At 46.7% G+C, this 25,413-nt stretch carries 20 protein-coding genes; 11 read left to right on the top strand and 9 right to left on the bottom strand.

Features of this window, described 5'->3' with window-relative positions:
- Positions 1-310 precede the first annotated feature (310 nt).
- The 8 genes from ACO0K1_RS10600 to ACO0K1_RS10565 all read left to right on the top strand — a co-directional run bounded on the left by ACO0K1_RS10600 (position 311) and on the right by ACO0K1_RS10565 (position 8,200).
- Positions 311-2,014 (top strand): phage tail sheath family protein, encoded by a 1,704-nt coding sequence (locus ACO0K1_RS10600; protein ID WP_423025454.1) that lies wholly within the window; start codon positions 311-313, stop codon positions 2,012-2,014.
- A 300-nt stretch (positions 2,015-2,314) separates the two neighbouring features.
- Positions 2,315-2,575, top strand: a complete 261-nt coding sequence (locus tag ACO0K1_RS10595; protein ID WP_423025452.1) for a hypothetical protein — start codon at positions 2,315-2,317, stop codon at positions 2,573-2,575.
- 126 nt (positions 2,576-2,701) lie between these two features.
- The gene (locus tag ACO0K1_RS10590) at positions 2,702-2,887 is read left to right on the top strand and encodes a hypothetical protein (protein WP_423025450.1); all 186 of its coding nucleotides are present in this window, start codon (positions 2,702-2,704) and stop codon (positions 2,885-2,887) included.
- Positions 2,884-4,314, top strand: a complete 1,431-nt coding sequence (locus ACO0K1_RS10585) for a TolC family protein (protein ID WP_423025448.1) — start codon at positions 2,884-2,886, stop codon at positions 4,312-4,314. Before ACO0K1_RS10590 ends, ACO0K1_RS10585 begins: the two co-directional genes overlap by 4 nt.
- A gap of 13 nt (positions 4,315-4,327) precedes the next feature.
- A complete protein-coding gene (locus ACO0K1_RS10580) occupies positions 4,328-5,740 on the top strand; it encodes a multicopper oxidase family protein (RefSeq protein WP_423025446.1) in 1,413 nt (470 codons plus the stop codon).
- 40 nt (positions 5,741-5,780) lie between these two features.
- The gene (locus ACO0K1_RS10575; protein ID WP_423025444.1) at positions 5,781-7,187 is read left to right on the top strand and encodes a M28 family peptidase; all 1,407 of its coding nucleotides are present in this window, start codon (positions 5,781-5,783) and stop codon (positions 7,185-7,187) included.
- A 152-nt stretch (positions 7,188-7,339) separates the two neighbouring features.
- Positions 7,340-7,807 carry a response regulator gene (locus ACO0K1_RS10570; RefSeq protein WP_423025442.1) on the top strand — a complete coding sequence of 156 codons (468 nt, stop codon included), beginning with the start codon at positions 7,340-7,342 and terminating at the stop codon, positions 7,805-7,807.
- Between the two features lie 141 nt (positions 7,808-7,948).
- Positions 7,949-8,200 (top strand): hypothetical protein, encoded by a 252-nt coding sequence (locus ACO0K1_RS10565; RefSeq protein ID WP_423025440.1) that lies wholly within the window; start codon positions 7,949-7,951, stop codon positions 8,198-8,200.
- A gap of 22 nt (positions 8,201-8,222) precedes the next feature.
- Here ACO0K1_RS10565 and ACO0K1_RS10560 read toward each other — a convergent pair whose 3' ends face one another.
- Genes ACO0K1_RS10560 through ACO0K1_RS10550 form a run of 3 tightly spaced genes read right to left on the bottom strand, consistent with a single transcriptional unit; the run spans position 8,223 to position 11,330 of the window.
- Positions 8,223-8,891, bottom strand: coding sequence for an SCO family protein (locus ACO0K1_RS10560; protein ID WP_423025438.1), 669 nt, complete (start codon positions 8,889-8,891; stop codon positions 8,223-8,225).
- Position 8,892: 1 nt separating this feature from the next.
- Positions 8,893-9,348, bottom strand: coding sequence for a hypothetical protein (locus tag ACO0K1_RS10555; protein ID WP_423025436.1), 456 nt, complete (start codon positions 9,346-9,348; stop codon positions 8,893-8,895).
- Between the two features lie 14 nt (positions 9,349-9,362).
- Positions 9,363-11,330: an RICIN domain-containing protein gene (locus ACO0K1_RS10550; RefSeq protein WP_423025458.1), complete on the bottom strand. Its 1,968-nt coding sequence runs from the start codon at positions 11,328-11,330 to the stop codon at positions 9,363-9,365.
- 434 nt (positions 11,331-11,764) lie between these two features.
- Between ACO0K1_RS10550 and ACO0K1_RS10545 the strand changes: the two genes are divergently transcribed.
- The 3 genes from ACO0K1_RS10545 (at position 11,765) to gloA (ending at position 14,770) form a co-directional block, all read left to right on the top strand.
- A complete protein-coding gene (locus ACO0K1_RS10545) occupies positions 11,765-12,754 on the top strand; it encodes a polysaccharide deacetylase family protein (RefSeq protein WP_423025434.1) in 990 nt (329 codons plus the stop codon).
- Positions 12,755-12,822: 68 nt separating this feature from the next.
- Positions 12,823-14,034 carry a DUF2252 domain-containing protein gene (locus ACO0K1_RS10540; RefSeq protein WP_423025432.1) on the top strand — a complete coding sequence of 404 codons (1,212 nt, stop codon included), beginning with the start codon at positions 12,823-12,825 and terminating at the stop codon, positions 14,032-14,034.
- Between the two features lie 337 nt (positions 14,035-14,371).
- The gene (gloA, locus tag ACO0K1_RS10535) at positions 14,372-14,770 is read left to right on the top strand and encodes a lactoylglutathione lyase (protein WP_423025430.1); all 399 of its coding nucleotides are present in this window, start codon (positions 14,372-14,374) and stop codon (positions 14,768-14,770) included.
- A 103-nt stretch (positions 14,771-14,873) separates the two neighbouring features.
- On the opposite strand, the gene ACO0K1_RS10530 is transcribed toward gloA, so the two are convergent.
- The 6 genes from ACO0K1_RS10530 to ACO0K1_RS10505 all read right to left on the bottom strand — a co-directional run bounded on the left by ACO0K1_RS10530 (position 14,874) and on the right by ACO0K1_RS10505 (position 25,303).
- Positions 14,874-16,093, bottom strand: a protein-coding gene (locus ACO0K1_RS10530) for an IS3 family transposase (RefSeq protein WP_423025428.1) whose coding sequence is annotated in 2 segments (ribosomal slippage) — positions 14,874-15,745 and positions 15,745-16,093 — 1,221 coding nt in all. Because the reading frame shifts where the segments join, the coding sequence is not laid out codon by codon here.
- Between the two features lie 346 nt (positions 16,094-16,439).
- The gene (locus tag ACO0K1_RS10525; protein ID WP_423025426.1) at positions 16,440-19,400 is read right to left on the bottom strand and encodes a hypothetical protein; all 2,961 of its coding nucleotides are present in this window, start codon (positions 19,398-19,400) and stop codon (positions 16,440-16,442) included.
- Between the two features lie 995 nt (positions 19,401-20,395).
- The gene (pgi, locus tag ACO0K1_RS10520; protein ID WP_423025424.1) at positions 20,396-22,042 is read right to left on the bottom strand and encodes a glucose-6-phosphate isomerase; all 1,647 of its coding nucleotides are present in this window, start codon (positions 22,040-22,042) and stop codon (positions 20,396-20,398) included.
- Between the two features lie 83 nt (positions 22,043-22,125).
- The gene (gene rsmA, locus ACO0K1_RS10515) at positions 22,126-22,908 is read right to left on the bottom strand and encodes a 16S rRNA (adenine(1518)-N(6)/adenine(1519)-N(6))-dimethyltransferase RsmA (RefSeq protein WP_423025422.1); all 783 of its coding nucleotides are present in this window, start codon (positions 22,906-22,908) and stop codon (positions 22,126-22,128) included.
- Between the two features lie 2 nt (positions 22,909-22,910).
- On the bottom strand, positions 22,911-23,948 hold the full coding sequence (pdxA, locus tag ACO0K1_RS10510; protein ID WP_423025420.1) for a 4-hydroxythreonine-4-phosphate dehydrogenase PdxA: 1,038 nt from the start codon (positions 23,946-23,948) through the stop codon (positions 22,911-22,913).
- Positions 23,948-25,303, bottom strand: a complete 1,356-nt coding sequence (locus ACO0K1_RS10505; RefSeq protein WP_423025418.1) for a peptidylprolyl isomerase — start codon at positions 25,301-25,303, stop codon at positions 23,948-23,950. The genes pdxA and ACO0K1_RS10505 overlap by 1 nt, the downstream gene beginning before the upstream one ends.
- Positions 25,304-25,413: the final 110 nt, after the last annotated feature.

Below are 25,413 nucleotides of genomic sequence, written 5' to 3'. Positions count from 1 at the left end.
GTCTTGGGTAAGATGTGTGTATGTCATTTCGGGCAACTTTGACTTGGAGGTCTGGAAGGCCGGATGCTACTGCATCTTCCCACCTTTAACCATTTATCTTCAGTTGCACTTCATAGTTGAACTCGCGCAAATAATTAACCATAAGTAGGACTTTTAATATTGCTATAACTTGGTTCCGTTTTGTCACATTAATTCTGAAAAGAAAATGATTAAGTTAAACTAAGGCGTTTGATGCGAATCGTATCAAGTGCGTATATCAAGTACATATATCAAGTACATATATCAATCAGTAATATTGGAGTAGGATACGATGAGTGATAAAACCCCGGGCGTCTATATAGTTGAAAAAAATTCTTTTCCGAATTCTGTTGTTGAAGTGGCGACAGCGGTTCCGGCTTTTATCGGCTATACCGAAAAAGCGGATAACAAAGGGACTTCACTCGATGGTAAGCCGTGGCGTATTACCTCATTTTCTGAGTTTGTGAATTATTACGGTGGGGCACCAAAGTTTGGCTTTAGTGTCCGCGAGAAAACTCTGACGGCTGCTGATGCTGATGCTGCTGATGCTACTGATGCTGCTGATGCCAATACAACTGCTGTTGCGATCCATTCCTCGGCAGTAGCGATAGCACAAACTGCTAACGATGCCGCCGTTGATGCTGATTTTAAAATTGATGACGTGGAATATCTGGTAGAGCAAAACGCTGGCAAATATCTGCTGTACCTAAGCATGATGCTGTTCTTTAAAAACGGTGGTAATGCATGCTACATCGTTTCGGTGGGTGACTACACCAAATCCATCTCTGCCAGTGATTTAACAAATGGCATCACGGTGCTCAAAAAAGAACAGGAACCGACCCTGATCGTGATTCCTGATGCAGTCAATCTGTCGGCGGATGATTGTATTAGTGTCCAGCAAGCTGTCTTGTTGCATTGCGGTTGGGATATGAAAAACCGCTTTAGTATTCTCGATATTCATAGTGGCTTTCAGGCGCGCACCGCCCCCGGCGGCGATTGCGTGGCGAAGTTTCGCGATGCACTTGGCACCGCTTTCCTCAATTTTGGCGCCGCGTATTATCCTTGGGTCAATACCACCATCGTTCAGGACAGCGCGCTTGATTACACCCTGTTCATCGATCCAAGCACTCAGGCACTGATTAAACGTCAGCTGATGGCAGACATGAAACTTAATGGCGCTGCTCCGGGCGATCCGACGGAGCGCAAGAATTGGAATGACAAAGTCAATGCCGTCAATGACATCGGTCAGACAATTGATCAATTCCTGACGGCTAATCCAGCGCCAAAGCCAGCAGCTGCGATGACCGAAGATCAGCGCAAAGTGGCGTTTGCCAATCACGTTGATGCCGTGAATAAATTCCTGTCAATGAATAGTCCTTTGTATGCGTCGTTGATGGGTATATGTAAGAAAAAACTCAATCTGCTACCACCTGGTGCCGCGATGGCGGGCATCTACACCACCATCGATAACACTCGTGGTGTGTGGAAAGCGCCAGCCAATGTCAGTTTAAATTCTGTCGATAGTCCCGCAGTCAATATCACTAACGAAGAGCAGGAAGATCTGAATGTCACTACAGCAGGTAAGTCAATTAATGCAATCCGTACCTTTATTGGTGAGGGTACGCTCGTTTGGGGAGCCCGCACGCTCGATGGTAACAGTCTGGACTGGCGTTATATCAATGTGCGTCGCACTATGATCATGTTGGAGGAATCACTACGCCTGGCAACCAAAGCATATGTGTTTGAACCGAACGTCGCCAATACCTGGAACAACATCAAAAGTATGGCTCGCAATTATCTGACCAATGTTTGGAAACGCGGTGGGTTGGCGGGTGCCAGCCCGGACGATGCGTTCTCAGTATTTGTCGGTTTGGGTGAAACTATGACTGCGCAAGATATCTTAGACGGAATGTTGAATGTGACGATTTTAGTTGCGCTGTCACGCCCGGCAGAATTTATCGAAATCACGTTCCAGCAGCAAATGCAAAAATCGTAAAATATGACTGAACAGTATTCTGGCGATATTTATCTGACTGCTTTTCTCAATCTAAATAATGAAGCCTGCTATGCCAGTTGATGAAAGTGACTCTACTTGACGCTACTTGCCACTACTTGACGCCGGGTCAAATTACAGCGGATACTGGCACCTTGTTTTCTGACTGAGATGACTTTGACCCGATCTATCTGGCGATTTTTGTTAACATGTTTTCTACTCTTGGCGCTATCCCTTCAGGGCATAGCGCAAGCGAGTATGAGTACGTGCGAGCACGATCATCCGAATCCAGAGCTACCCATAATGTCAGTTTCTGATATTGTTCAGGCGACCTCAGATCACGTTGACCATCTGCATCACAAAATGACAGTTGAAAAAGCGAAAACTGTCACAGACAAATGCGATCACTGCACACCATATTGCGCCAGCGTTGCTATTCCAACGGCATACAACAGAGCTATTGCGGTGCCCGTAATATCTCAGGATTTCGCCGCATTGATTGTTGCAGAACTCTCGATTCATCGCAGTCGACTTGACCGGCCACCACGATTTTTCATTACCTAAGAATGATACTTAGCTAACACGTAAGTGTGTTTAAGGCATAGTGTCATTGACATGCTATTCCTGCTTGCATTGCTGTTCCTGCGTGCATTGCTTGCAGGTCAATCCACATGATCACGTGAGAAATTCATGCAAAATTTTATCCCCAATGGCGGGATGCGAGATATCGTGCAGGCCGGCGTGATGCCGGCTTCTACGTCCGTCCATGCACAGCCACAATCCCGGACAAGTCGGCCTTCAGTAAGCGCGGCGCTCGTCGCATTAATCGTTGCACCAACTTCCATATCGCGCCAAAACCACCGAGGCCTACGATGAACGCCGTTAATTTTCAGACTAAGCGTGTCGTCGGTTTTGCTGTTTATGGCATTGCAACCTTCTTCTTAAGTGGTTGCGCCACCTTTACTCAGGACGGTGGGTTCAACAGTGTTGCCGCTACTACCCGCGAGCAGCTCGGCAAAGACGTCACCTGGGCCAGATCAGAGGCAGACGAAGTCGCCATTGCCAAACGAGTTGCCGAATTATTGGATAAACCCTTAAGCGTTGACGACGCCGTGCAACTAGCTCTGCTGAACAATCGTGGTTTGCAAGCCAAGTTTGCCGAGCTGGCTATCAGCGAATCCGATCTTGTACAGGCCGGACGTTTGCCAAATCCGCGCTTTACCATGTTACGGGCCAGTCAGGCTGGCGCAGATGGACGTGAACTCAAGATCGAGCAAGCGATCACCTTCAACCTATTCGCCTTAGTAACAATACCGCAAACCAGCGCCATTGAACGACGGCGTTTCGAACAAACGCAACGTATTGTCAGCCTCGACGTCTTGCAATTGGCCGCCGAAGCACGCAAGGCGTATTACCGGGCAGTCGCCGCCGCAGAATCAGTACGGTACGCGCAGCAGGTTCGACAAGCAGCGGAGGCCAGCGCCGAATTGGCGCGCCGCATGACGCAACTTGGCAATTTCAACCAATTGCAGCAAGCGCGGGAACAGAGTTTTTATGCTGATGCTGTGTTAGGCCTCGCTCGTTCGGAACAAGCTGCTGTGGCTAGCCGCGAACGGCTCACGCGTCTGCTTGGTCTGTGGGGCCAGCAGACACAATTTACCTTACCTGAAAGATTGCCTGACCTACCGCAACTTCTCAATGAATTGCCTGACGTCGAACAGACGGCCATCAATCAACGCTTGGATGTCAAGGCAGCGCGTTTGCAATCTGAGGCCTTGGCCAAGAATCTGGGCCTCACCAAGTCTACGCGCTTGATCAACGTTCTGGAATTTGGTCCGGCTCGCGTACTGGAAGGTGCAGCTGCGGCTAGCTACAAAAATGGCTACGAAGTTTCATTCGAACTACCTTTGTTCGATTGGGGTACGGCCAAAGTTGCCAAGGCCGAGGCGCTTTACATGCAATCGATCAACATCGCCGCGCACACTGCGATCAATGCCCGTTCCGAAGTGCGCGAAGCCTATCAAATCTATCGTTCCAGCTACGATATAGCGCGTCATTATCGCGACGAAATTGTGCCCATCAAAAAGCGTATCAGCGAAGAAAACCAATTACGCTACAACGGTATGTTCATTGGTGTATTTGATCTACTGGCCGATGCCCGTACTCAAATCATCACTGTAAATAGCTATATCGAGGCACTACGCGACTTCTGGATCGCACAGGCTGATCTGGACATGGCCTTAACAGGCAAGCCCAACCTCGCCCCGCCGACGAGCGGATTCACCGCTGGCATGGCAGAATAACGGAGTACACACAATGAATTCAAGAAGAAACTTTTTACGTGGTGCAGGTACGATGACGGCAGCAGTCGCTGCGGCGACGGTCAGTAAAGTGGCACTGGCTGCCCTACCAGAGCCAGTTAGTCAAACATCACCAGATACCATGCCGCCATTGGTACCCAATTCCGGCAGACCTTATAACCCAGTTGTGACACTCAATGGTTGGACGCTCCCCTGGCGCATGAACAACGGTGTCAAGGAATTCCATCTGGTCGCCGAACCGGTGGTACGCGAAATGGCACCCGGCTTTAAAGCACATCTATGGGGCTACAACGGCCAGAGTCCGGGACCAACAATTGAGGTGGTCGAGGGTGACCGCGTCAGAGTATTCGTCACGAACCGGCTGCCTGAGCACACCAGTGTACATTGGCATGGGCAACGCGTACCCAATGGCATGGATGGCGTGAGTGGTCTCACGCAAAAATCGATTCAACCAGGTAAAACTTACGTCTATGAATTTGTCGCCCGGCGCGCTGGCACTTTTATGTACCATCCCCATGCAGACGAAATGACGCAGATGGCGATGGGAATGATGGGCTTTTGGGTAACGCATCCCAAGGTCAAGCATCCACTCATCGACGAGGTCAACCGCGATTTCTGCTTTCTGCTCAACGCTTATGACATTGATCCTGGCAGCGCCACGCCCAAAATTATGACGATGTCAGATTTCAACATCTGGAGTTGGAATAGCCGCATCTTCCCGGGCATCGACACGCTGAATGTGCGTCAACATGACAAAGTACGTATTCGCGTCGGGAACCTGACAATGACCAACCACCCTATCCATTTACATGGTCATGAATTTACGGTAACCGGCACCGACGGTGGCCCCACACCAAAAGGGGGACGTTGGCCAGAAGTAACCACCGATGTCGCCGTAGGACAAATGCGGCAAATCGAATTCATTGCGGATGAGGAAGGCGATTGGGCGGTTCATTGTCACAAAAGCCATCACACCATGAATGCGATGGGTCATGAAGTACCTACCATGATCGGTGTCGACCAAAGTGACGTTGTGCAGAAAATCACAAATCTGGTGCCGGACTATATGGTCATGGGTGAAAGTGGAATGGCTGAAATGGCTCCAATGGCAATGCCTCTCCCTGAAAACACGGTACCAATGATGACCGGAGAAGGTCCGTTTGGTGGCGTCGAAATGGGCGGCATGTTCAGTATATTAAAGGTACGCAAACATCAAAAGCCGGGAGATTACAAAGACCCCGGCTGGTTCGCCCACCCACCTGGCACCGTAGCCTTCGAATACAACGGCACTTTAACTGAACCTGCACGCTTCCAATCAGAGAGTGGGCACTCAATGCCACACAAACAAAATAGCGCGACAGAGATCGAAGTACAGGTGCGAAAACCCAGCGGACATGCAAATCACTGACGTGTATACTTTGAAGACAAACCATTACGGAGGTTCTACTGTGCGCAAATTGCTACCCAGTTTATTCATCACCTTGTCATCGCTAAACGCCAGCGCGGAACAGTTCGCACCAGATCGACAGATTTCTGCCGTTATCGAAAATATCCGGTCATCTCAAATCAAATACTATGATGACAAACTGGTTTCTTTTGGCACGCGCAATACCTTGTCTGACACGGTTTCTGAGACCAGGGGTATTGGTGCAGCACGACGCTGGATTGCCGAAGAAATGACAAAGTGTGCGGCCAAAAGTCACGGCCGCATGACTGTCACGCTCGATGAGCATATCGAGCCTGTTGGTCGCCGCGTGCCACAACCAACCAATATCGTTAATGTGGTCGCAACACTCAAGGGGACCGCTTCACCCGAACGTGTGATTATCGTCAGCGGACATTACGATTCAAGGGCAACCGATGTACTTGATGTTGTCAGCGATGCCCCTGGAGCCAATGATGACGCGTCTGGCAGCGCTGCAGTGTTGGCGATGGCCTGTGCATTTGCACCGTATGAATGGCCGGCCACGCTCGTCTTTATGAATGTGGCAGGCGAAGAACAAGGCTTGTTAGGTGCAGAACATGTAGCCGAAGTTGCCGCACAAGAACATCGCAACATTATCGGCATGCTCAATAACGATATCATCGGTTCACCAGTCGGTGATGATGGACAACGCGATGACATGCAGGTACGTCTGTTTGCTGACGGCTTCACTCCATTACTCAAAACCGTCCTGGACGGGCAAAAAGCGCCCCCAACCACGACCTTGGCTCGCTCACCAGAAGAATCACGCAAAATGATCGATACGATCTTACGCAGCGGCGGTATCGATGATACGCCGACGCATCAATTGGGACGCTATCTGAAACAAGCGGCGGAAAGTTATTTACCGGGCTTTCATATCAACCTGATTCATCGACGTGATCGCTTCTTACGTGGCGGTGATCATCTGCCATTTCTAGAACGGGGCTATGCCGCTGTACGTTTCACCGAACCGTTTGAAAACTTTGCCCATCAACATCAGAATATTCGCCTTGAAAACGGTGTCAAACAAGGTGATTTATCCGAGTTTGTGGATTTTAGCTACGTTGCACGAGTCGCCCAGGCCAACGCCGCAGGAATGGGTAGCCTTGCACTGGCCCCGCTACCACCTCAAGAGGTTGGCATGAAAGTGGTTGACCTCAGCAATGACACCAGTCTGGTCTGGAAAGCCCCCATCGATCAGTCCGTGGCTGGTTACCGGATTGTCTGGCGCGAACCTGCTGCTGGCGTATGGCAACACACCAAAGATGTTGGATTGATCGACCATGACGTCCTTAAAGGAATATCGAAAGATAACTACGTCTTTGGTGTTGCCGCCATTGGTCAATCTGGTGCCGGCAGCCTGCCGGTATTTGCGCAACCTGTGAAATAAGCAAGTGTGTTGATATCGTTGATTTTTTTCGAGACCGCATACATCGCAACTTAACGAGGGCGTAAAGGCATCGGTTACCCACCGAACAGAGCTGCCCTCCATTCGACTGCTATCTTCATTGTCCAAGTGATTGCGACTAAAGATACGTTCCTATGAATACAGATCTTCATTTTCTGGTGGTCAGTGATGAGCCGCACTTGAGGCGATTGATGGTTAGTCTCTTAAGAAATATCGGGTTTGGCAGAATCTCGGAAGCTGAAAATAGCGAGATGGCCTTACGCACCTTTCGAACCACAAAATATATCGGGGCACCGATCGAATTTATCATTACAGATCACGTCATGCCATATATGGACGGGTTGCATTTAATTCGCACGATCCGACATGACCCTGAACGGTTCCGCTTACCCATTCTGATGTATTCATCGACCGCCAATAAGCAACATATCCTCGCGGCAATTGATGCGGGGGTCGATGATTTTATTGTGAAGCCCTTTACGGAAACGAGCCTGCTCAGAAAATTAGAAAAAATGCTGGCCAAGCACCGTCTGGTGACGATCGATTTTCCAAGTACCCTGCCGCAAATGGGCATCACGCCGCCGTCTGTCTTTATGGAATAATTAAATATGATGAGAACAAAGACTTATCAGCGCCCGTGCCGAGCGCCCTGATTTGACAACGCTCGACAACGCTCGACAAAGCTCCGCAACGTAATGAGTTCGGAAGAATGTGAGCAACGGATTAATCTGACACGGTAGCATTTGACGCCCGCCACCATCGTTGATCCGAAGACAGGTAAGAATGTCGTCAGCGACAAACAAACCAGCTACGGCATGTTCTTCAAATTAAATGAAAATGCGTTTATTTCTCGACGCGATCAACGTATTTTTGAGATCATGAACTTCCCACTGGAACATGGCAAAGGTACACAAATTTTGTATTATCCAGCGCGAACAGGTAGCGAGCCGCATTTTGATTTTTTGATTCCATCTAATCCCGCCAACCAATCCTGATTGGTCTGTTTCTGCGTGAAAATTAGCGTTTCACAAAAAGTGCTAATACCTTGTCGGCCAACGCTTCTGATGAGGGAAGTTCCGATGAACGCCATACCAGCTTGGAGGAGGCATCGACTAATAGCACTTCGCTGAGATGTGAATTGACATCCGTCTTATTTTGATTCAGCAATTGGCGGACAGTATCGATTGCCTTGATGTCTGGTCTCAATGCTTTCCACATCGGCTGTGGATTAAATTGCTTTAACCACGCAGCCAGCGCCTCAGGATTATCATTCAGCGGATCTATTGTTATCGACAGTAGTTGTACCTTAGAACGGTGCGCGGCTGGAATCAATTCTTGCAACTGACTAAAGGTCGCACCTTGAATTGGACAGACGTTGGAGCAACTTGTAAAAATGAGCTGCACGAGACTAATATGCCCATGCAAGATTTGGCGGAAAGAGGCATGCTTTCCGGTGTGATCAGTCACTCCAAAATCCGGCAACAAGACTGGAGGATAAAAATAGCCATGCCCACCCAAGGTTCCATCAACCACTGCAGTACCAGCAGACGCTGATGCGACAGGCAGCAGTGATAGTGAAAGTGAAAGTGGGAGCGGGATCGAGAGTAAAGGCAACGCACTCATCAACCGTAACATATCACGGCGCTGACGCTGACGCTGATTTTGAGGCTGATCTTGAGGCATCATTTTAATGTGCCATGAGAAAAGACCACAAGGCGTTGCAGTCATCATCCGTCAATATATATCGCGGCATATCAGTGCGTATCAAAATTTGTGATGGATCCATGCCACTACGTAACATCTTACAAAAACTCTCCGGTTCATAGGAACGAACCGGACCGCCGCGAGAGTTGTTGGGCGTTTGAATAAAATGCGCGCCCAACAAAGGCCCAAACGAGTTTTCGTTTGTATTCAGTTTTGATGACTTGGGTTGATCTTCGACATGATGACAATTCACACATCGAACATAAGGTGAACCTAGCGTACGGTTATGAAGGTAAAGCTTACCATTGACCTCGGTTCGACCATAAAACAAGTCCTCTCCTCTTTGTACTGAAGTTTGCACCCCTTCAGCAGCAACACATACGCTACCGTTGAAGGTGCTCCATACAAAATACAGGACAAGTTTTAGACGTATTTTCACCGCACCATGTACGCTTAACTAATTGAAATAATCGTTGAAACGCTAGGAACACCCTGCGCGTTCAATGCAAACAACATGTAATAACCTGGCAACACAATACCGCTGTCGGCAGGTATAGTCAAACGATACGAAACGCCAGTACTACCTGCCGCCTGTTGTGTCGAAATAGTCAATGGAACCCGGCGCTGATCATTATTCACTGTGTGCGTGGTTGCCGACAAGCGCATTAATGCAAAACTGGTCACCGGATTTTGGGTGTTGACTTGTATTTGACTACCCAACTTCGCACTACCTGGTGCAGAAGCAATTTGTGGTCTGACTGCAGGGCTGCCATCTGCATTCAGTAAATACGGCGGTGTCAAAATTTCTGTATTCAAATGATTCTGCGGACAGCCGGCTCCACACAAGCCGCCGCCGCCAACAAAAACGCGTCCATCTTGAAGCAAGAGCGCCGTGCTGTGATAGGTACGAGGTGTTTGCATTGGTTTCAATGACTGAAACACTTGTTTTACCGGATCCCAGATTTCTGGCACCATCACGGCATACGAGTCTGTAAATGGCTGAGGAATAGTTTGTCCACCTACGACCACAACGCTACCATTTGGCAACACCACGGCATTAGCAAAAGCACGGCGATAGCTCATCCCTGCTAATTGTTTGGTTTGTACAGGTTTGGTGCTGCCGCCACTAATATCGATCAGATGGGCTGAGTTCGTTGCATACGTCGTGCCAGAATTTTGTTGGTAAGCAGGAGCACCGCCAATTTTAAGAATTTTTCCGATATCGTACATGACCGCATTGCCATTAATACTATACGGATCATTGCCGCGGTTACCGGCAGAGCTGATTGTTCCATTACCGTTGGTATTAATCCAATTCATTTGCGCGCTTGGGCCAGCATGAAACACCATGCCACCGCTGGTCGCGAATAACCACAGATGGTTATCGCCGCGGTACACCGAATTAACGTCTTGCGGATCAGGGCCAATCACATTGTTTTCCGGAATGCCGCTCATGACTTTCCAATTGCCATTGCTGCTCCAGACCTCTGCAGTCCGATTCCGCGCACTCTTACTGTTTCCACCGCCACTCCATGAACCACCTAAGGTCAGAACGCTACCGTTAGGCAAGGTGGTGTCAGCTTCATAGCCACGTGGGATATTCATGTTACCGCTGGCCGCCCAGGTATTCGACTGCCAGTTATAAATCTGCGTTTTCGGGCTGCTGCTACCGCCATTCACGAGCAGATTACCATTTGGCAATAATGCAGTACCAGGACAAAACATATTGGCACCAACGTTGACAATTGTCGATGCAGATGGCGTACCGCTCGCAACGTCAAAAATCGAGGTATACGTTTGACTATTTCCATAGCCGCTATCGCCATTGAAGCTGACAGGAGAATCTGCAGACCACATCATGAGTTTATTGTTCGGCAAGTTGGCGATCCCGACCGGTGTGAGCGGCATAGGAATCACACCACTCCAGCTTGATGGCAAAGTACCAATTGCGGCACTTGGCAAATACAAAGAAAACTGATCGTTAGTAACACCATTTGCGTTCTGGCAAGCATATTGAATAATCTGTGTGCCTTGGGCCTGACTGTTACCATAAACATTCACACACTGACCTGTCGCCACGGAGATAATCTGGAACGTCGACAAACTTACTTGCTTAATCACCCATTGATCATTGGTGACCGCCGTACTTTGGCAAGGCCATTGTATTAATTGCACACCCGACTGCTGACTCGAACCAGGAACGTTAAGACACATGCCTGAGTTCAGGGCGGCAATATGGTAGTTGCCGTTGGCTAAGGGTGTCAGGGTCCAATTAGAGTTGGCACCGCCGTCACACGGCCACTGAATAATTTTGCCGCCGGAAGTTGTTTGGCCGCCATACACATTCAAACACTGTCCACTACTGACGGAGACAATATCTGTTGTACTTGGTGACGCTGCGGCAAAACTCGGACCAGGCATTATTAATTGCGCCGCCAGAACAAAGAAACAGCTTATTAAAGAGAGTAACTTAAATTTCATGTTGATTTTTCCTATTCCTGTTTTGCTATAACGAAGGTAGGCGCTATGCAATCCAGGCAACCTAGTCTGGGACAAATCCATGTCTGTCCAAAGCACTTACTCAATAAAAATCTGCATCAAGCCCGATAACGTCAGCCTGATCTTAGTTTGTGTGAAGGCAAATCAGTAGGCTACTTTTCACCAAAGCTCTATTTTAATAAGCTTTGGGCGCATAGTTACGTAGCGAAACAATATCTAACCATTTCCGCATGGAAATAAAATATTCTCTTTGCTACGGAATTAAGAACTATTTTCTAAGTGCAATATTTTTCACAGACTGAGTTCAAGACGAATTTCAACACGAACATTAGGGTCAAGTTCCAAAATTAGAGATAATGTTGACTTTATTATTAGCCCTTGACATCAACGCCATGGAACATTCCAGTCATTTTAAGAATACGCTCCTCCGCTTTTTCAGCTTTCTGTGCTTTACCGTCCTGTCTGCCTTTTTCTTTGAAGGCAATACACAGGCGGCGGATGGCCTAGAGACAAAAGCCGCGACTCAGGCGAGCACATCTGCCAGTGCTACTTTCGTCAATGCGCCACCAGCTAGCCCGACACACAATGTCAAAGATGAAACGGGGCAAATCAAAAAACACCGGATGAATAAGTTAAAAGAACGCTTAACGACAGATGAAGAAACATTAAAAACGACCTGCCGTTATGAATCAGAAATTAGTCTGATACCTCCAGCGAAAGAAGTCGCTCTGACCTTTGACGATGGTCCGGAACCAGTTCAAACGGAATTTATTTTGGCAATTTTAAAAAAGCATAAAATTCCGGCGACCTTTTTCATGATCGGTGACAAAGTGCAAGCACATCCTGAGTTGGTTAAACTCGTACAAGAATCTGACTACACGCTGATCGCCAACCATTCATGGAGTCACCCAAATTTTCATGAAATCACGGCGGAAGAACAGGCCGTAGAAATTCAAAAAAGCAACGCAATAAGTGCGCCATTTAATACACACAAATTATTTCGTTACCCCTACGGTAATTCGAGTTGCGAATCCAATCAATTACTCAAGTCAATGGACCAGAAAATTGTCGGCTGGCATGTTGATTCGTGCGACTGGGCGTTTGATCACAAAGGTAGTGTTGATTTAAAAGAAGCGCTTAGTTGCGGCGTACTTGCACAAAATCGCAAAAATTATCTTGAGCACGTCATTTCTTCCGTGCATGCACATAATGGTGGTATCGTGCTGATGCATGAAATTCATCCGAATACTTTAAAAAATTTAGACGAAATTATTACGCGTTTGCTCGCCGAAGGTTATGTCTTTAAGAGTATTGCAGATGATGATTTTCAAAAATTTTTACGCTAGATTCTAGCGGGATCAAAAATCAAATCGCATGGCAAGTTTAAAACGAATTTAATATACAGGAGCCTCAAATGATCGATGTTTGTTCGACGATTTCTAGCTTTAATAAAACACGTGAGCCTGAACGGCTGCTCATGAAATATCGCAACATGCGCACTTCACCATTCGTTTTTTTGCGCGCCACTTGTCACCTCTTCTATGAACGCGTGGCGCCGGATTTGCACGCGATGCAAGCGCCGCTAACATGGTGCATGGGCGACATGCACTTGGAAAACTTCGGTAGCTATAAGGGCGATAACCGCCTCCCGTATTTCGATTTGAACGATTTCGATGAAGCAGTGCTGGCACCGACACACTGGGATTTAATTCGCTTCCTGACGAGTATTTTGGTCGGCGCCAAAAGTTTGGGCATCAATAGCGAAGATGCCAAAGGTCTCGTCAAGGAATTCTTATCGAGCTATCAAACTGTGCTGGCGAGCGGTAAAAGTCATTGGATAGAAAGAGAAACTTCCGTCGGTTTGGTACGCAATTTATTAACTGCGGTCAAACTCAGACAACGTTGTGATTTTCTTGATCACCGCACACTCTTTAAAGGTGAAAAACGACGCATTCGTATTGATGGCAAACGAGCGTTAGCGGTGAGCCCGAAGCAAAGAGAAATGGTCGAGAAATTCCTCAAAGAATTTGCCGAAAATCAACCTGATAAAAAATTCTTTAAACCTATCGATGTCGCGCGTCGCATTGCGGGCAATGGCAGTCTCGGTGTTGATCGCTACATTATTCTGGTTCAGGGCAAAGGCAGTCCGGATCAAAATTATTTACTCGATTTAAAAGAGGCAGTTCCCTCTTCTTTGGCACCGTATTTGAATACGCCACAACCACAATGGCAGTCGGAAGCGCAACGTGTGGTGACGGTGCAAAAACGCATGCAAGCAGTTTCTATGGCCTTCTTGCACCCGGTGACCATCAAAAATAAATCTTACATATTGCGCGCGCTACAGCCTTCGGAAGACCGTGTTACTTTGGATGGTTCAGTGAGCTCGCTCACCGATGTTAAAAAAGTGATCGAAGTCATGGGCGTCGTCGTCGCCTCGGCGCAGCTACGCAGCTCTGGGCGCCAAGGCTCTGCGACAGCCGATGAATTGATCGCCTTCTCGCAGGGAAAAGACTGGATCAAGCAACTAATAAAACTCAGCGAAAAATGTGCAAAGCAAGTCAATGCAGATTGGAAGACTTATTGCAAAGCCTATGACGAAGGCTATTTCGCGGCAGATAAAATATAGAAATCCCTCACGAACTTGCTTCATTAAAAAGCGAGCAACGCCCTCATCTCAGACCCTCAGCCACAAACCGGAGAAGGTCTGCGATGAGAGTTGGAAAGCGGGCTGGAAAGCGGTCTGGAAGCGGCCTGTAATGAAGATCACTGATTAACAAAACAAATAACAACATCGACTGCGTGACATCAAAACGCAATGTCCAAATAACAAATCAACCCTATATTACCAAAGGCACTATTTCACGCAATAACGCAGAACCAAAGTTTATGTAAGAATGGCGGATTAAAGCCATGACCGATGTTTAATCATCCCCCCCACTCTCCCTACCAGCCAAGGAAAAACCATGAGAATCTTACACACCATGCTACGCGTCGGAAATTTGCAGCGCTCTATCGATTTTTATACCAAAGTATTGGGCATGCACCTACTGCGCCAATCCGATAACCCAGAATACAAATATACCCTGGCATTTTTGGGCTATGGCAGCAATCCTGAACATGCAGAACTGGAGCTGACCTATAACTACGGCGTAGAGCAATACGATATGGGCACGGCCTACGGTCACATCGCGATTGCCGTACCTGATGCAGAGGCAGCGTGTACTGCCGTCAAGGAACGTGGTGGCAACGTGACGCGTGAAGCTGGTCCGGTAAAAGGTGGAAAAACCATCATTGCCTTTGTACAAGACCCTGATGGTTATAAGATTGAGTTGATACAGCGAAGTTCAGATGTGACAATTTGAGCGTAGATTTACTACAACTACGTTGGATAACTTAATTCAATATCCGTTGCAATGACGAAGTCTGTCTAGTCCTAAAATAAGTTGACAGGTAAAACTGTTGCAATCACGCCCGATGAACCTCATCGGGCGTTTTGTTTTTAAGTGATGTGTGTGGCCTTTCAGTGTTGTAAATATCAATGGACTGCGCAATCAATTTCTGAGCCTCTGCTAAATTGGCTGGCGTATGCAATAGAAATTCTTCTTTAAGAATACCGTTGACCCGTTCAGCCAGTGCATTCTGATAGCAATCATAGCCATCTGTCATTGAACACTGAATGCCAAATCGTTGATGGATTTGTTGGTAATACGTAGCGCAATACTGAATCCCGCGATCCGAATGATGAATTAATGGCGAATGACTTCGTCTGTGTCGTAATGCCAACTTATAAGCAACGCTGACTTCCTCGGTTTGCAAACTAGCGTGCACATGATGCCCAACAATTTTTCTCGAATAGGCGTCCGTGATCAAGCTTAAGTACACAAATTTCTCTTTGGTCGGAATATAAGTAATATCTGCCACCCAGACTTGTTCCGGCTTGGATGCAATCACCTGCTGTGCGCCTTCCTTGAGTAAATTAGGGTGCTTATAAAACCGATGATGGCTATTGGTTGTCTTATGATAGGCACGTTTTCTCTGTACCAGTAAGCGGCGCTCCTTGAGTAACTTAAACAGCGCATCCCGTCCTAGCTTGATTCCTCCTTGTTGTAACCAGTTCCGCATTAAATGGTACAGCTTACGCGTGCCGATTCTGGCCTGACGTAAGCGCACCTCACTAACCCATCGAACAACCTGATCATGCTCACCTTCTCGTACTTGATCCCGGCTTATTTGTTGATAATAAGCCTGACGTGTCCACCCAAAATAATGGCAAGCCTTGGTAATACTTATTGCGGGCACTTTCTTTTCTTCAAGGACTTGCCGGAAAGCTTTTTTGGGATGGCAATACCAAAATCATCTCGAATGACAGCGACGATCGCTTCAAATAATTGGGCTTTTTCATTCGCCTCCTTGAGCTGCGTTTCAAGCTCTTTGATACGTTGCTCAGGTGTTTGGGGTAGAGGATCTTTGGACTTACATGTAGAGAGATTTTTTCTTAATCCGATAGTATGCCAGTCTTGCGTCCCATGTTTGCGCAACCAAACCAGAACCGTTGAGCGACCTTGTATGCCGTAACGTAATTGTGCTTGCTTATACGTTATCTCGCCTTTTTCTACTTGATCGACAACTGACAATTTAAAAGCCAGCGTGTAATCTCTTTGACTCCTACGTTTGCTTGATTCCATTGACGTTCCTTTCAATTAGGAAGAAAACTGTCAATCTATTTCAGGACGGGTCAGTCCAAACAAATAAAGCGCACGATAGATTTAACAACAGTGTCGCAATTGAACTTCAGGGCGCAACGAATACTATCGCTATGGTAAGCACCGTCCGCTTGCTTTCCATCGAAAGAAAGCGGACTTGCGATACGCGTCAACAGCAAACAAAAAATAAACAACATCGACATAAAAAGAATCTGACACCAGACTTCGGTGTGGCGAATTCTCAATCTGACAGGAGCTGAATTTAAGCTCCTGTAAAAAAACATTGTCAGAGAGTTTCTGCTCTTTATTTTTTATCTGAAAGAACAACTTATTTCGACTTCCCCCACGGGCTCTGCAAATTGGCTAGTTGGCTCATAGCATACAATCTAATAACTGTTACAGCAGCTGTGAAAAAGTCTAGTCCTCCATCCACTGTAGCGGCAGGTAAGGATGCTGCGGTAGCGGCAGGTGAGGATACTGCAGTAGAGGCCGGTAAGGATGCTGCGGTACCATCATCCATCACGAAAAGTGGATGAGTCCTATCAGCAGGTTCACGTGCCAAAACGTAATTATTGAAATTTGCCAGAATACTGGCCGATGTTTCGAATATGTTGTTTTGAATAATTTGATTGATACCTGCTTGAACTTCAGATCTATCTAAATTTCCCGGCATATACAATTGAATACGGGTGAAGTTAGTTACGTTTCGCGTCGCTATATCTGCATTATTTACTCGAGAGTAAGCGCCACCAGGTGTCAGCGTAAAGATCATAGACCCGTTTTCTCTTGTATTAAATATCGCTTGACTCATCATATCAAACTCCCATTCACTCAGTGACGCCTTTTTCTCGTCCGCCGTCATAGCTTTCTTTTCCAGATCGACTTGTTCATATTCCCCAGTTTTATCATTCTTTTTATATGTCCAAGTCACAGTGTTGTCTTTGTCTGTCTTAGTCGCGGACAGATGTTCCGATATCGACATAACATGATTGATCAACCTATCATAATTTGATGATCGGGGATGCCCGTACCTTACCCCATGATTCCCAGTAGAAAAAATAATTATCGCCGGCTGAACAGTATCAGCAAAGGCCAAGCTGTTGCTTCCATCTGTATCAGCTCCATGATGAGAACCTATCCAGATACCTTGCGTCCTGCCTTCCAATGATCGTAATCTAGTTGCAGTACGTATTGCCTCTGCTTCAGCTGCACGGGCAGCGTCTCCAGAAGTGATCACGGAGTAATCGCCACTAGTTAATTGTACGATGAGACTGGTCGCATTCGGATCCTTGGAATTATGATTTGAAGCTAAAATATTAATTCGAGGTCCATGCAGCGCACCCGTTGTAGGGATAAGGTCAATACTGGCATCAAAGGGCGTTCGTGGTCTATCAACTTTACGCCTTTTAGATTCTCGTGGCGTATTATAAGTACACTTACGCTTTTTGGGGATTGCTCCCGTGTTGTTATTTGTTGCACCACTGGTCGAGGCCGTTACAGTGGTCGAGGCCGCATTACTGGTCGAGGCCGCACCACTGGTTGAGGCCGTAGCAGTGTTCGAGACGGGAGAACTTGCGCTTATCAAGCTTAACGCACCAGGTTGTGTGAGGTCTCTAGCCAAACTTTGACGTGGATTCACGCCGATTTCGATGCTATCAAAAACGCCCGTGCCAGCCCCCCCATGATCTATGACGTCTGATATCCACATTCGCATTGGGGCTGAGTAATTTTCATAATGTCCGCCGAGGTAGATCGTTTGCGGAAAAATGCGTGAACCACTTAATATACCAAAAATGGTAGTCAATCCAGGATCGTCAGCCAATAAGTTCGTATGATCTTGGTCAGGGTGACTAACAAATACCAAAGGCCTTCTAATTGGGCTGTTCTCCCCTTGTGGCTGCATCAAATAGCGAGCAATCTGAGCCGCATCAGTTCTGGTTAAAAAGCGATCTATTGCAAGTCGCCGGGTTCCATCGCTATTGCACTCAGCAGTCCGCTCTAGACTCCCGGCATCAACGATCACTGGATGTTCCCAGCCATAACCATCAAACATCACAAAGTTACCTTGCCCAACTCCAAAGACATAAACGCGGCTTTGCCCAGGGGCGAGTGGATCTAACTTTTTGACAATCTCGACTTCTCTACCAAGATGATCTTTATAGACCGGATTGGGGGGCTGATTGCCATCTAGTGACCGTTTTAAAATGTCAGGATCGTGGCCAGTTTTTACTGGAATTGCCAATTTTTCCTTGCCCACAGGAAAGCAAGTTAACAGATCGGTGTCCGAATTATCAGCGTTATCTTTATTAACTAAATAATTTGATAATTGAACGGCGCAAGATGGTGATATTGTCCACGGAGTAACAGTTTGTTTATTATCATTGAAAAATGTAGGCGAATAAAATCGCTTGGTTCCTGGTACTTGGTATAGAGTCATCGTTAAACGTTGTGTGCTCTTAATACCGTTATTACACCTATAATTAGAATAGGCATACCCATCGTCAGCAAGCCCTAAACATTGATTTTTCTTGTAAAGTGACTTAAATATTACTAATGGAACTGCGTTATTTGGTTCATCGGCATTACTTGGATACCACATCTGTAAGGGATTGTTAATCATGCAGGGTTTAATCTTTGCACCGTTGGTTGCATATTCAATGCAATAATTCTTACTCGCCCCATCCTCTCCCTTGTCGCTCCTGAAGTGCAACAAATTTGTGGTCGAAGACCAATGTAAACTCCAATTACCACTATTTTTTACATAAGATGAGTCAGATGTGCCAGCCGCAAGCCATTTTTCACCGCTCTTGTCATATCCGTACAGATAATAATATCCGGGATAAGTTGGGTATCTTGATACATCAACCAAAAAGGCAACTTTATTTTTCGGCGGAGTAACTAAATCATCGGTTGTAAGGGGGTCAGTGTTTGAAAATTTAGCCTTAGCTAACTCTCGTAACTTGTTTTCGCTAACTTGCATAAACCTATTTGCGTATGCATATGGATTATCCATTTGATCGTAGTAATCATATTTGTTAATGAAATTGAGCTCATTCTCTCCATTATTCGTCACCGAAAAATCAGACTCTTTGTTAGGCGAATTCGTATCTGGCGCTTGCGAAGTATCGGTAACACCTCTGTGACCAGTTGTATCTGCTGTCGAAGCCGCATCTTGAAGTGCTATTACGCCAACACTAGCAGTACCAGCAAGCGCGATGGCAGCAAAAAAAACAAGCAATGTTTTAGATGCGATCATCCTCTTAATCAAATTATTAAATTTATTGGCCATTCTCAACCTCTTTAGAAAATGCTTTTCTCCGGTATAAAGGAAAAAAGCGGTTTTTACATGCTTTCAAAAATATCGAACAGCTAGTTGTCAAATGCTTAATTTTTAAGCTTAATAAAAAAAGAAATAAAAAGGTTACCGCTAAGATTTTCAGAAACAAATCAGGTCAAGAACTATTTCTAAATTAGAAGTTTCAAGAGATTCTTCGTGAAGGCACGGTGACTTTAAAACCATCAGAACAATGCGATTTAAAGTTTTCATACTGCGAGCTTTTTTATAAAATGTAACTATTGGTGATATTTCAAAACCAATCAAACAAAACAATATGTTACACGTAATTAAACATTAAGTTACATATAGATGATTAAAGTAACAATAAGTAACATTTATACGCAATTCATACAAAATAAGCATGTTTTTTATACACGTAAACTACCTACAGCCGTAGGTTTTGTATGAATAATGCAATAAGAAAGTGATCTAGGGCTTACGCAAAATTCATAAAAACAGCATAAAAGTTGCGGATAGAAATTACTCGTGCGAATGTACGTCGATTTTTCAACGTTTAATATCCCTTAGATTAGCGATATAAAATCTGTCTCTGTTTGCAATCCTTTATAAGTTGATGCCACCCCATCAAGTTATAAAACTGGGAAACGTAAGAGATGTGAAACGACACTCGACACAGCGTGATTATTGCCAATAATTATTGGTCACTCCATTGAAGCAAACACTAACTAATTTTGCCGACCGTGCAGAGAACATGAGCCATGAATCTATCAAAAGACTTCGGCTGCTCGATCAGCTAACAGCGCAATTAATCTTGGAGAATGTGATCACGCCAATGGTGACGGGTATGGGGGAGTTATCTGCTGTTTGATGAGACAATCATTGATAAGAGTCATGCTCCCACGATTGAATTTAAGAACAGAAATGAAATGCAATGCAATGAAAAGACAAGGATAACTTGAATGTTTCAAATTATCCTCTTCGGCAGATCACACGTGACCGTGACGGCGGAAGTAGGCGATGAGGCCGCTAGTGGAAGGATCGAGGTTGGCGTCGTAATCCTGATTGCCAAGGATGGCTGGCAGCAGCCGATTGGCGAGTTGTTTACCGAGTTCCACGCCCCATTGATCAAACGAATTAATGCCCCAGATCACGCCTTGTACAAACACTTTGTGCTCATACAGCGCCAGCAGCATACCAAGTTGGAATGGATCGAGACTCGGCATCAAGATAGTCGTTGATGGCTGATTACCGGCAAAAACTTTGTGTGGCAGTAAAGCGGCAATTTGCGCTTCGTTAAGCCCGGCTAGCTTCAACTCTTCACGCGCCTGTGCCTCAGTTTTACCGAATGCCAGTGCAGCACTTTGTGCCAGACAATTGGCTAACAAAGGTGCTTGATGGCCAGGCAAAGGATGATCGCTGGACGCAGCCACCAAAAAATCACACGGGATTAACCAGCCGCCTTGATGCAATAACTGGAAGAACGCATGCTGACCATTAACGCCGATTTCGCCCCAGACAATCGGGTTCGCGCGACAGGTCAAAGGTTCACCATTACGACCAACGGCTTTGCCGTTCGATTCCATTTCCAGCTGCTGCAGGAATGCCGGTAAGTGCCGGATGGATTCGTTGTAAGGCAAAATTGCGGTCGTTTCTGCGCCCAGAAAATTGGTATTCCAGACCGAAATCAAAGCCATTAAAACTGGTAAGTTGTGCTCCAGCGGGGTCGAGCAAAAGTGCTTGTCCATGGTTTCTGCGCCCTGCAACATGCGCTCAAAACCGCTCATGCCAATCGCCAGCGCCACCGATAAACCAACGGCTGACCACAATGAATAGCGACCACCTACCCAATCCCAGATGGTCAGGATATTGTCGTCAGGAATACCGAATTCATGCGCTTTCTCCGGGCTGGAAGTGACGGCGATAAAGTGCTTACTCACGGCCCATTCTTCCATCGCTGCCGCCATCAACCAAGTGCGTGCCGTGTGGGCATTAATGCTGGTTTCTTGCGTAGTGAAGGTTTTTGACGCCACGATAAACAAGGTCGTACGTGGATCCAGATCCTCCAGCAACGGCGCCAGATGCGCGCTGTCAAGATTGGATACATAATAGAAATTCAAATTCGGATGCTGCATGGCGGATAAAGCACGGGTCGCCAATTTGGGACCCAGATCAGAACCACCGATACCGATATTCACGATATTTTGAATTGCATCGCCTTTAAAGCCACGCCACAGTCCGCTACGGACACGCTCGACAATGTCACGCATTTGTTTGCGTACAGCGCGCACTTGTGGCATCACATCATTTTCTGCGTTTGGAAACGGTTTGAAATCCATATTCCGTAACGCGGTATGCAAGACCGCGCGGTCTTCGCTGATGTTGATTTTTTCCCCGGCAAACATGCGATCACGCCAGCCTGCGACCTTAGAAAGCCGCGCTAAGGCTAATAAACTATCCAAGGTTGGCTGATCGATTCTTTGCTTAGAATAATCAATCAGCAACCCATCCAATTCCGCCGAAAAACGGGTGAAGCGCTGCGGGTCTTCGGCAAATAAATCGCGTAAATGTTTTTTTTCAAGACGAGACTGATGTTGCAATAAGGATTGCCATTCAGGAGTGAGCGTAATGTTCATAGTTTAGAAAATCAGCTTAAAAAATACGACAACATCAACTTAAACCGGGCTGCGAAGCCGGGCTGCGAAGCCGGATTGCGATATCAGATAGTGGCCACATGTAAAATTCTGGCCAGATTCACGAATTGTTCCAACGGTATCGTCTCTGGACGTGCTTGCGGATCGACACCCGCATCAATCAATTGCTGCTCGGTAAACATGCCGGCGACGCAGTTACGCACCACTTTGCGACGTTGTGAAAATGCTTTGGTAACGACCGCTTCTAAACTTTTCTGATCACAGGCCAATGTTTCTTTTTTCGGAATCATCCGCACGATGGCCGAATCCACTTTCGGTGGTGGGTCAAAGGCTTCTGGTGGGACGACAAATAATAAATCCATGTCATAACGCCATTGCAGCATGACGGATAAACGTCCATAGGTTTTACTACCTGGCGGCGCCACCATGCGTTCAACAACTTCTTTTTGCAGCATGAAATGCTGGTCTTCAACCTGGTTCGCCATTTCTGCCAGATGGAACAATAAAGGACTAGAAATGTTGTATGGCAAATTACCGACGACGCGCAATTTTTTACCTTCAAGCACAGGAATGGTATTGAAGTCGAATTTCAATGCATCGCCTTCGTGGATGATCAATTTATCTGCCGGAAAACTCTTTTTTAGCCGAGTGACGAGATCACGATCCAGCTCAACCACATGCATCTGCGGTATGCCTTCCAAAAGCAGGCGTGTCATAGCGGCCAAACCCGGGCCGATTTCGACCATAGTTTCGCCAGTCTTGGGATTGATCGCGCGAATGATCTGGCTCAATACCAATTGATCGGTCAGGAAGTTCTGTCCGAAGCGTTTACGTGGAATATGTTTCATGATTATTTTTTATTATTTGCCATATCAGCAGCAACGCGAATTGCCACCAACATACTGCTGATATCGGCATGCCCAAGCCCTTGTGCGGCCAAATCTAGTGCGGTGCCGTGATCAACCGATGTTCGAATCAATGGTAAGCCTAGCGTGATATTCACACCTAATCCAAAACTCGCATGTTTCAGCACGCTCAAGCCTTGATCGTGGTACATGGCGAGCACGCAATCGGCCTGTTCTAAATATTTTGGCTGAAATAAGGTATCAGCCGGATAAGGCCCGCTGACAGCGATGCCCCTACTTTTGGCCGCTGCAATCACTGGGGCGATCACATCAATTTCTTCATGCCCCAAGTAACCGTTTTCTCCCGCATGAGGATTAAGTCCGGTTACTAAAATGCGTGGCTGCGCGATGGCCATTTTTTGACGTAAATCATCATTAATAATTTGTAGAGTGCGTAACAAATCATCAAATTTGATTGCCGCTGGCACGTCTTTCAACGCTAAGTGGGTCGTTGCTAAGGCCACACGCAAAGGCTGCGCCAGATGCGCATTGGCTTCACACGCCAACATCATGACCACTTGCGAGGTTTGCGTTTTTTCTGCGAAATATTCAGTGTGTCCACTGAACTTCACACCCGCATCATTGATGGTGCTCTTTTGCAAAGGCGCAGTAACGATCGCATCACACCACCCCTGTTGTACGCTCTCGATTGCCACATCCAGCGTATGCAACACGGAACGTCCATTGCGCGGATCAAGCTGACCGGCAATCACGTGAGCATTGAGCGGGCAATCGATCACAGTTATTTTATCGGCGCTAATCGCCGACAGGCCGTAGTTTCTGAGCGCCTCGACAGAGACGCCCATTAATTGAATAGCAGGATCAATCTCGTTGGCCAGCATCGCAAGATAGGCGGCATCACCAACCAATACCGGCCGCACTTCATGGCGTAATTCCCAGGCGGCACGTATCGAGATTTCCGGTCCTATGCCAGCCGGTTCACCGACCGTTAAGGCAATGACCGGCAATCTGGAATCAGACATTATTTGTCATCCGTACGGAATTCAACATAAGTACGGTCACGTAATTCACGCAACCAATCTTGCAAAGCTTCGTCGGATTTACGTTCACGCAAAGCGTTACGTGCAGCAAGACGTTGGCGATCATTTGACTGATCTTCTGTTTTGCGTTCCAAGACTTGAATCAAATGGTATCCGAACGGTGATTTGACTGGGTCACTCACCTCGTCAATCGCCAGTTTATTCATTGCTTGTTCAAATTCAGGTACGGTGTCACCTGGGTAGATCCAGCCCAAATCACCACCTTTGGCCGCAGAACCATCCGCAGAATTGGCTTTGGCGAGATCTTCGAAAGTCGCTTCTTTGGCAACGATCTTGCGCTTCATATCCTGCATTTTTTGCAGCACTTCTGCTTCAGTGATAATCTGATTCGGTTTCATCAGGATATGACGAACATGCGTTTGCTGGACTACCGCCGCATCCTGCTTGACATCATTGCTGGCCCGTTGGCCATTTAACTTCACAATATGAAAGCCGTTAGGACTACGAATGATGTCGGTGACTTCACCTGGTTTAATTTTACTGACCGCATCAAGAAATAATTGTGGCAGACGGTCTTGTTCACGCCAGCCGAGATCGCCGCCTTTTAATGCTTCAGCGCTGTCAGAATAGGTCACTGCCAATTTGGCAAAATCACCGCCTGCACGTAATTTTTGCAACACTTCTTCTGCGCGATTACGGCGTAAAGCAATTTGATCGGCTGTCGCATTTTCTGGAATGCGAATTAAGATATGGGCGAGACTTAGTTCTTGCTTGCCGGCTTTTGAGCTCGCTTCTATCGCCAAAAAGTTATCAACCTCTGATTCAGTAATCAGGATTTTGCTATCAACTTCACGCTCGCGCACGCGTTGCATCAGGATGTCATCACGAATTGCTTCGCGGAACTTAGCGTAAGGTGTTCCCTCGCGCTCCACCTGATTACGGAACTGTTGCAAACTCATTTTCTGTTGCTCAGCCAAGCGCAACATCGCACGATCCAACATCACGTCATCAACGCGCATGCCACTTTCTTTGGCCAATTGGATTTGAGCGCGGTCAATAATCATGCGCTCTAACAACTGTTTCTGCAAATCAGCACGATCTGGAATCGCCGTTCCTTGCGCTTTTAAATTGCGCTCAACTGTCGACATCCTTTCTGCAACTTCTTGCTTGGTAATGACTTCGTCATTGACGATCACTGCAATGCTATTGACAACTTGTGGCTTCGCTGGCGTCGATACTATTGGGCTAGCGGCAGTTGTTTGCTGCGCGAAACTGGCTGGTGCCGCGATCAAACTAACGGAGAATGCCAATAGAGATAAAAGAGTACGTTGTTTCATGTGCAATAAATGTCGCATAATGATCTAAAAAACTGTTTGAGCAGTGCCACACTATAGAGTGCTGCACGGCATAAAAGTTGCAATATACACGTTAGCAGGGTTTTCACAAA

The sequence above is a fragment of the Undibacterium sp. SXout20W genome (genome assembly GCF_049340285.1).
Lineage (GTDB): Bacteria > Pseudomonadota > Gammaproteobacteria > Burkholderiales > Burkholderiaceae_D > Undibacterium.
The sequence above is the reverse complement of the archived record's forward strand: the minus strand, read 5'-3'. Positions and strand labels throughout refer to the sequence as shown.

Bases quoted from the DNA above. Each gene is read 5' to 3' on its own strand.
- ACO0K1_RS10600 (WP_423025454.1), top strand. From the start codon at position 311: ATGAGTGATAAAACCCCGGGCGTCTATATAGTTGAAAAAAATTCTTTT.
- ACO0K1_RS10595 (WP_423025452.1), top strand. From the start codon at position 2,315: ATGTCAGTTTCTGATATTGTTCAGGCGACCTCAGATCACGTTGACCAT.
- ACO0K1_RS10590 (WP_423025450.1), top strand. From the start codon at position 2,702: ATGCAAAATTTTATCCCCAATGGCGGGATGCGAGATATCGTGCAGGCC.
- ACO0K1_RS10585 (WP_423025448.1), top strand. From the start codon at position 2,884: ATGAACGCCGTTAATTTTCAGACTAAGCGTGTCGTCGGTTTTGCTGTT.
- ACO0K1_RS10580 (WP_423025446.1), top strand. From the start codon at position 4,328: ATGAATTCAAGAAGAAACTTTTTACGTGGTGCAGGTACGATGACGGCA.
- ACO0K1_RS10570 (WP_423025442.1), top strand. From the start codon at position 7,340: ATGAATACAGATCTTCATTTTCTGGTGGTCAGTGATGAGCCGCACTTG.
- ACO0K1_RS10560 (WP_423025438.1), bottom strand. From the start codon at position 8,891: ATGATGCCTCAAGATCAGCCTCAAAATCAGCGTCAGCGTCAGCGCCGT.
- ACO0K1_RS10550 (WP_423025458.1), bottom strand. From the start codon at position 11,330: ATGCCTGGTCCGAGTTTTGCCGCAGCGTCACCAAGTACAACAGATATT.
- ACO0K1_RS10545 (WP_423025434.1), top strand. From the start codon at position 11,765: ATGTTGACTTTATTATTAGCCCTTGACATCAACGCCATGGAACATTCC.
- ACO0K1_RS10540 (WP_423025432.1), top strand. From the start codon at position 12,823: ATGATCGATGTTTGTTCGACGATTTCTAGCTTTAATAAAACACGTGAG.
- gloA (WP_423025430.1), top strand. From the start codon at position 14,372: ATGAGAATCTTACACACCATGCTACGCGTCGGAAATTTGCAGCGCTCT.
- ACO0K1_RS10525 (WP_423025426.1), bottom strand. From the start codon at position 19,400: ATGGCCAATAAATTTAATAATTTGATTAAGAGGATGATCGCATCTAAA.
- pgi (WP_423025424.1), bottom strand. From the start codon at position 22,042: ATGAACATTACGCTCACTCCTGAATGGCAATCCTTATTGCAACATCAG.
- rsmA (WP_423025422.1), bottom strand. From the start codon at position 22,908: ATGAAACATATTCCACGTAAACGCTTCGGACAGAACTTCCTGACCGAT.
- pdxA (WP_423025420.1), bottom strand. From the start codon at position 23,948: ATGTCTGATTCCAGATTGCCGGTCATTGCCTTAACGGTCGGTGAACCG.
- ACO0K1_RS10505 (WP_423025418.1), bottom strand. From the start codon at position 25,303: ATGAAACAACGTACTCTTTTATCTCTATTGGCATTCTCCGTTAGTTTG.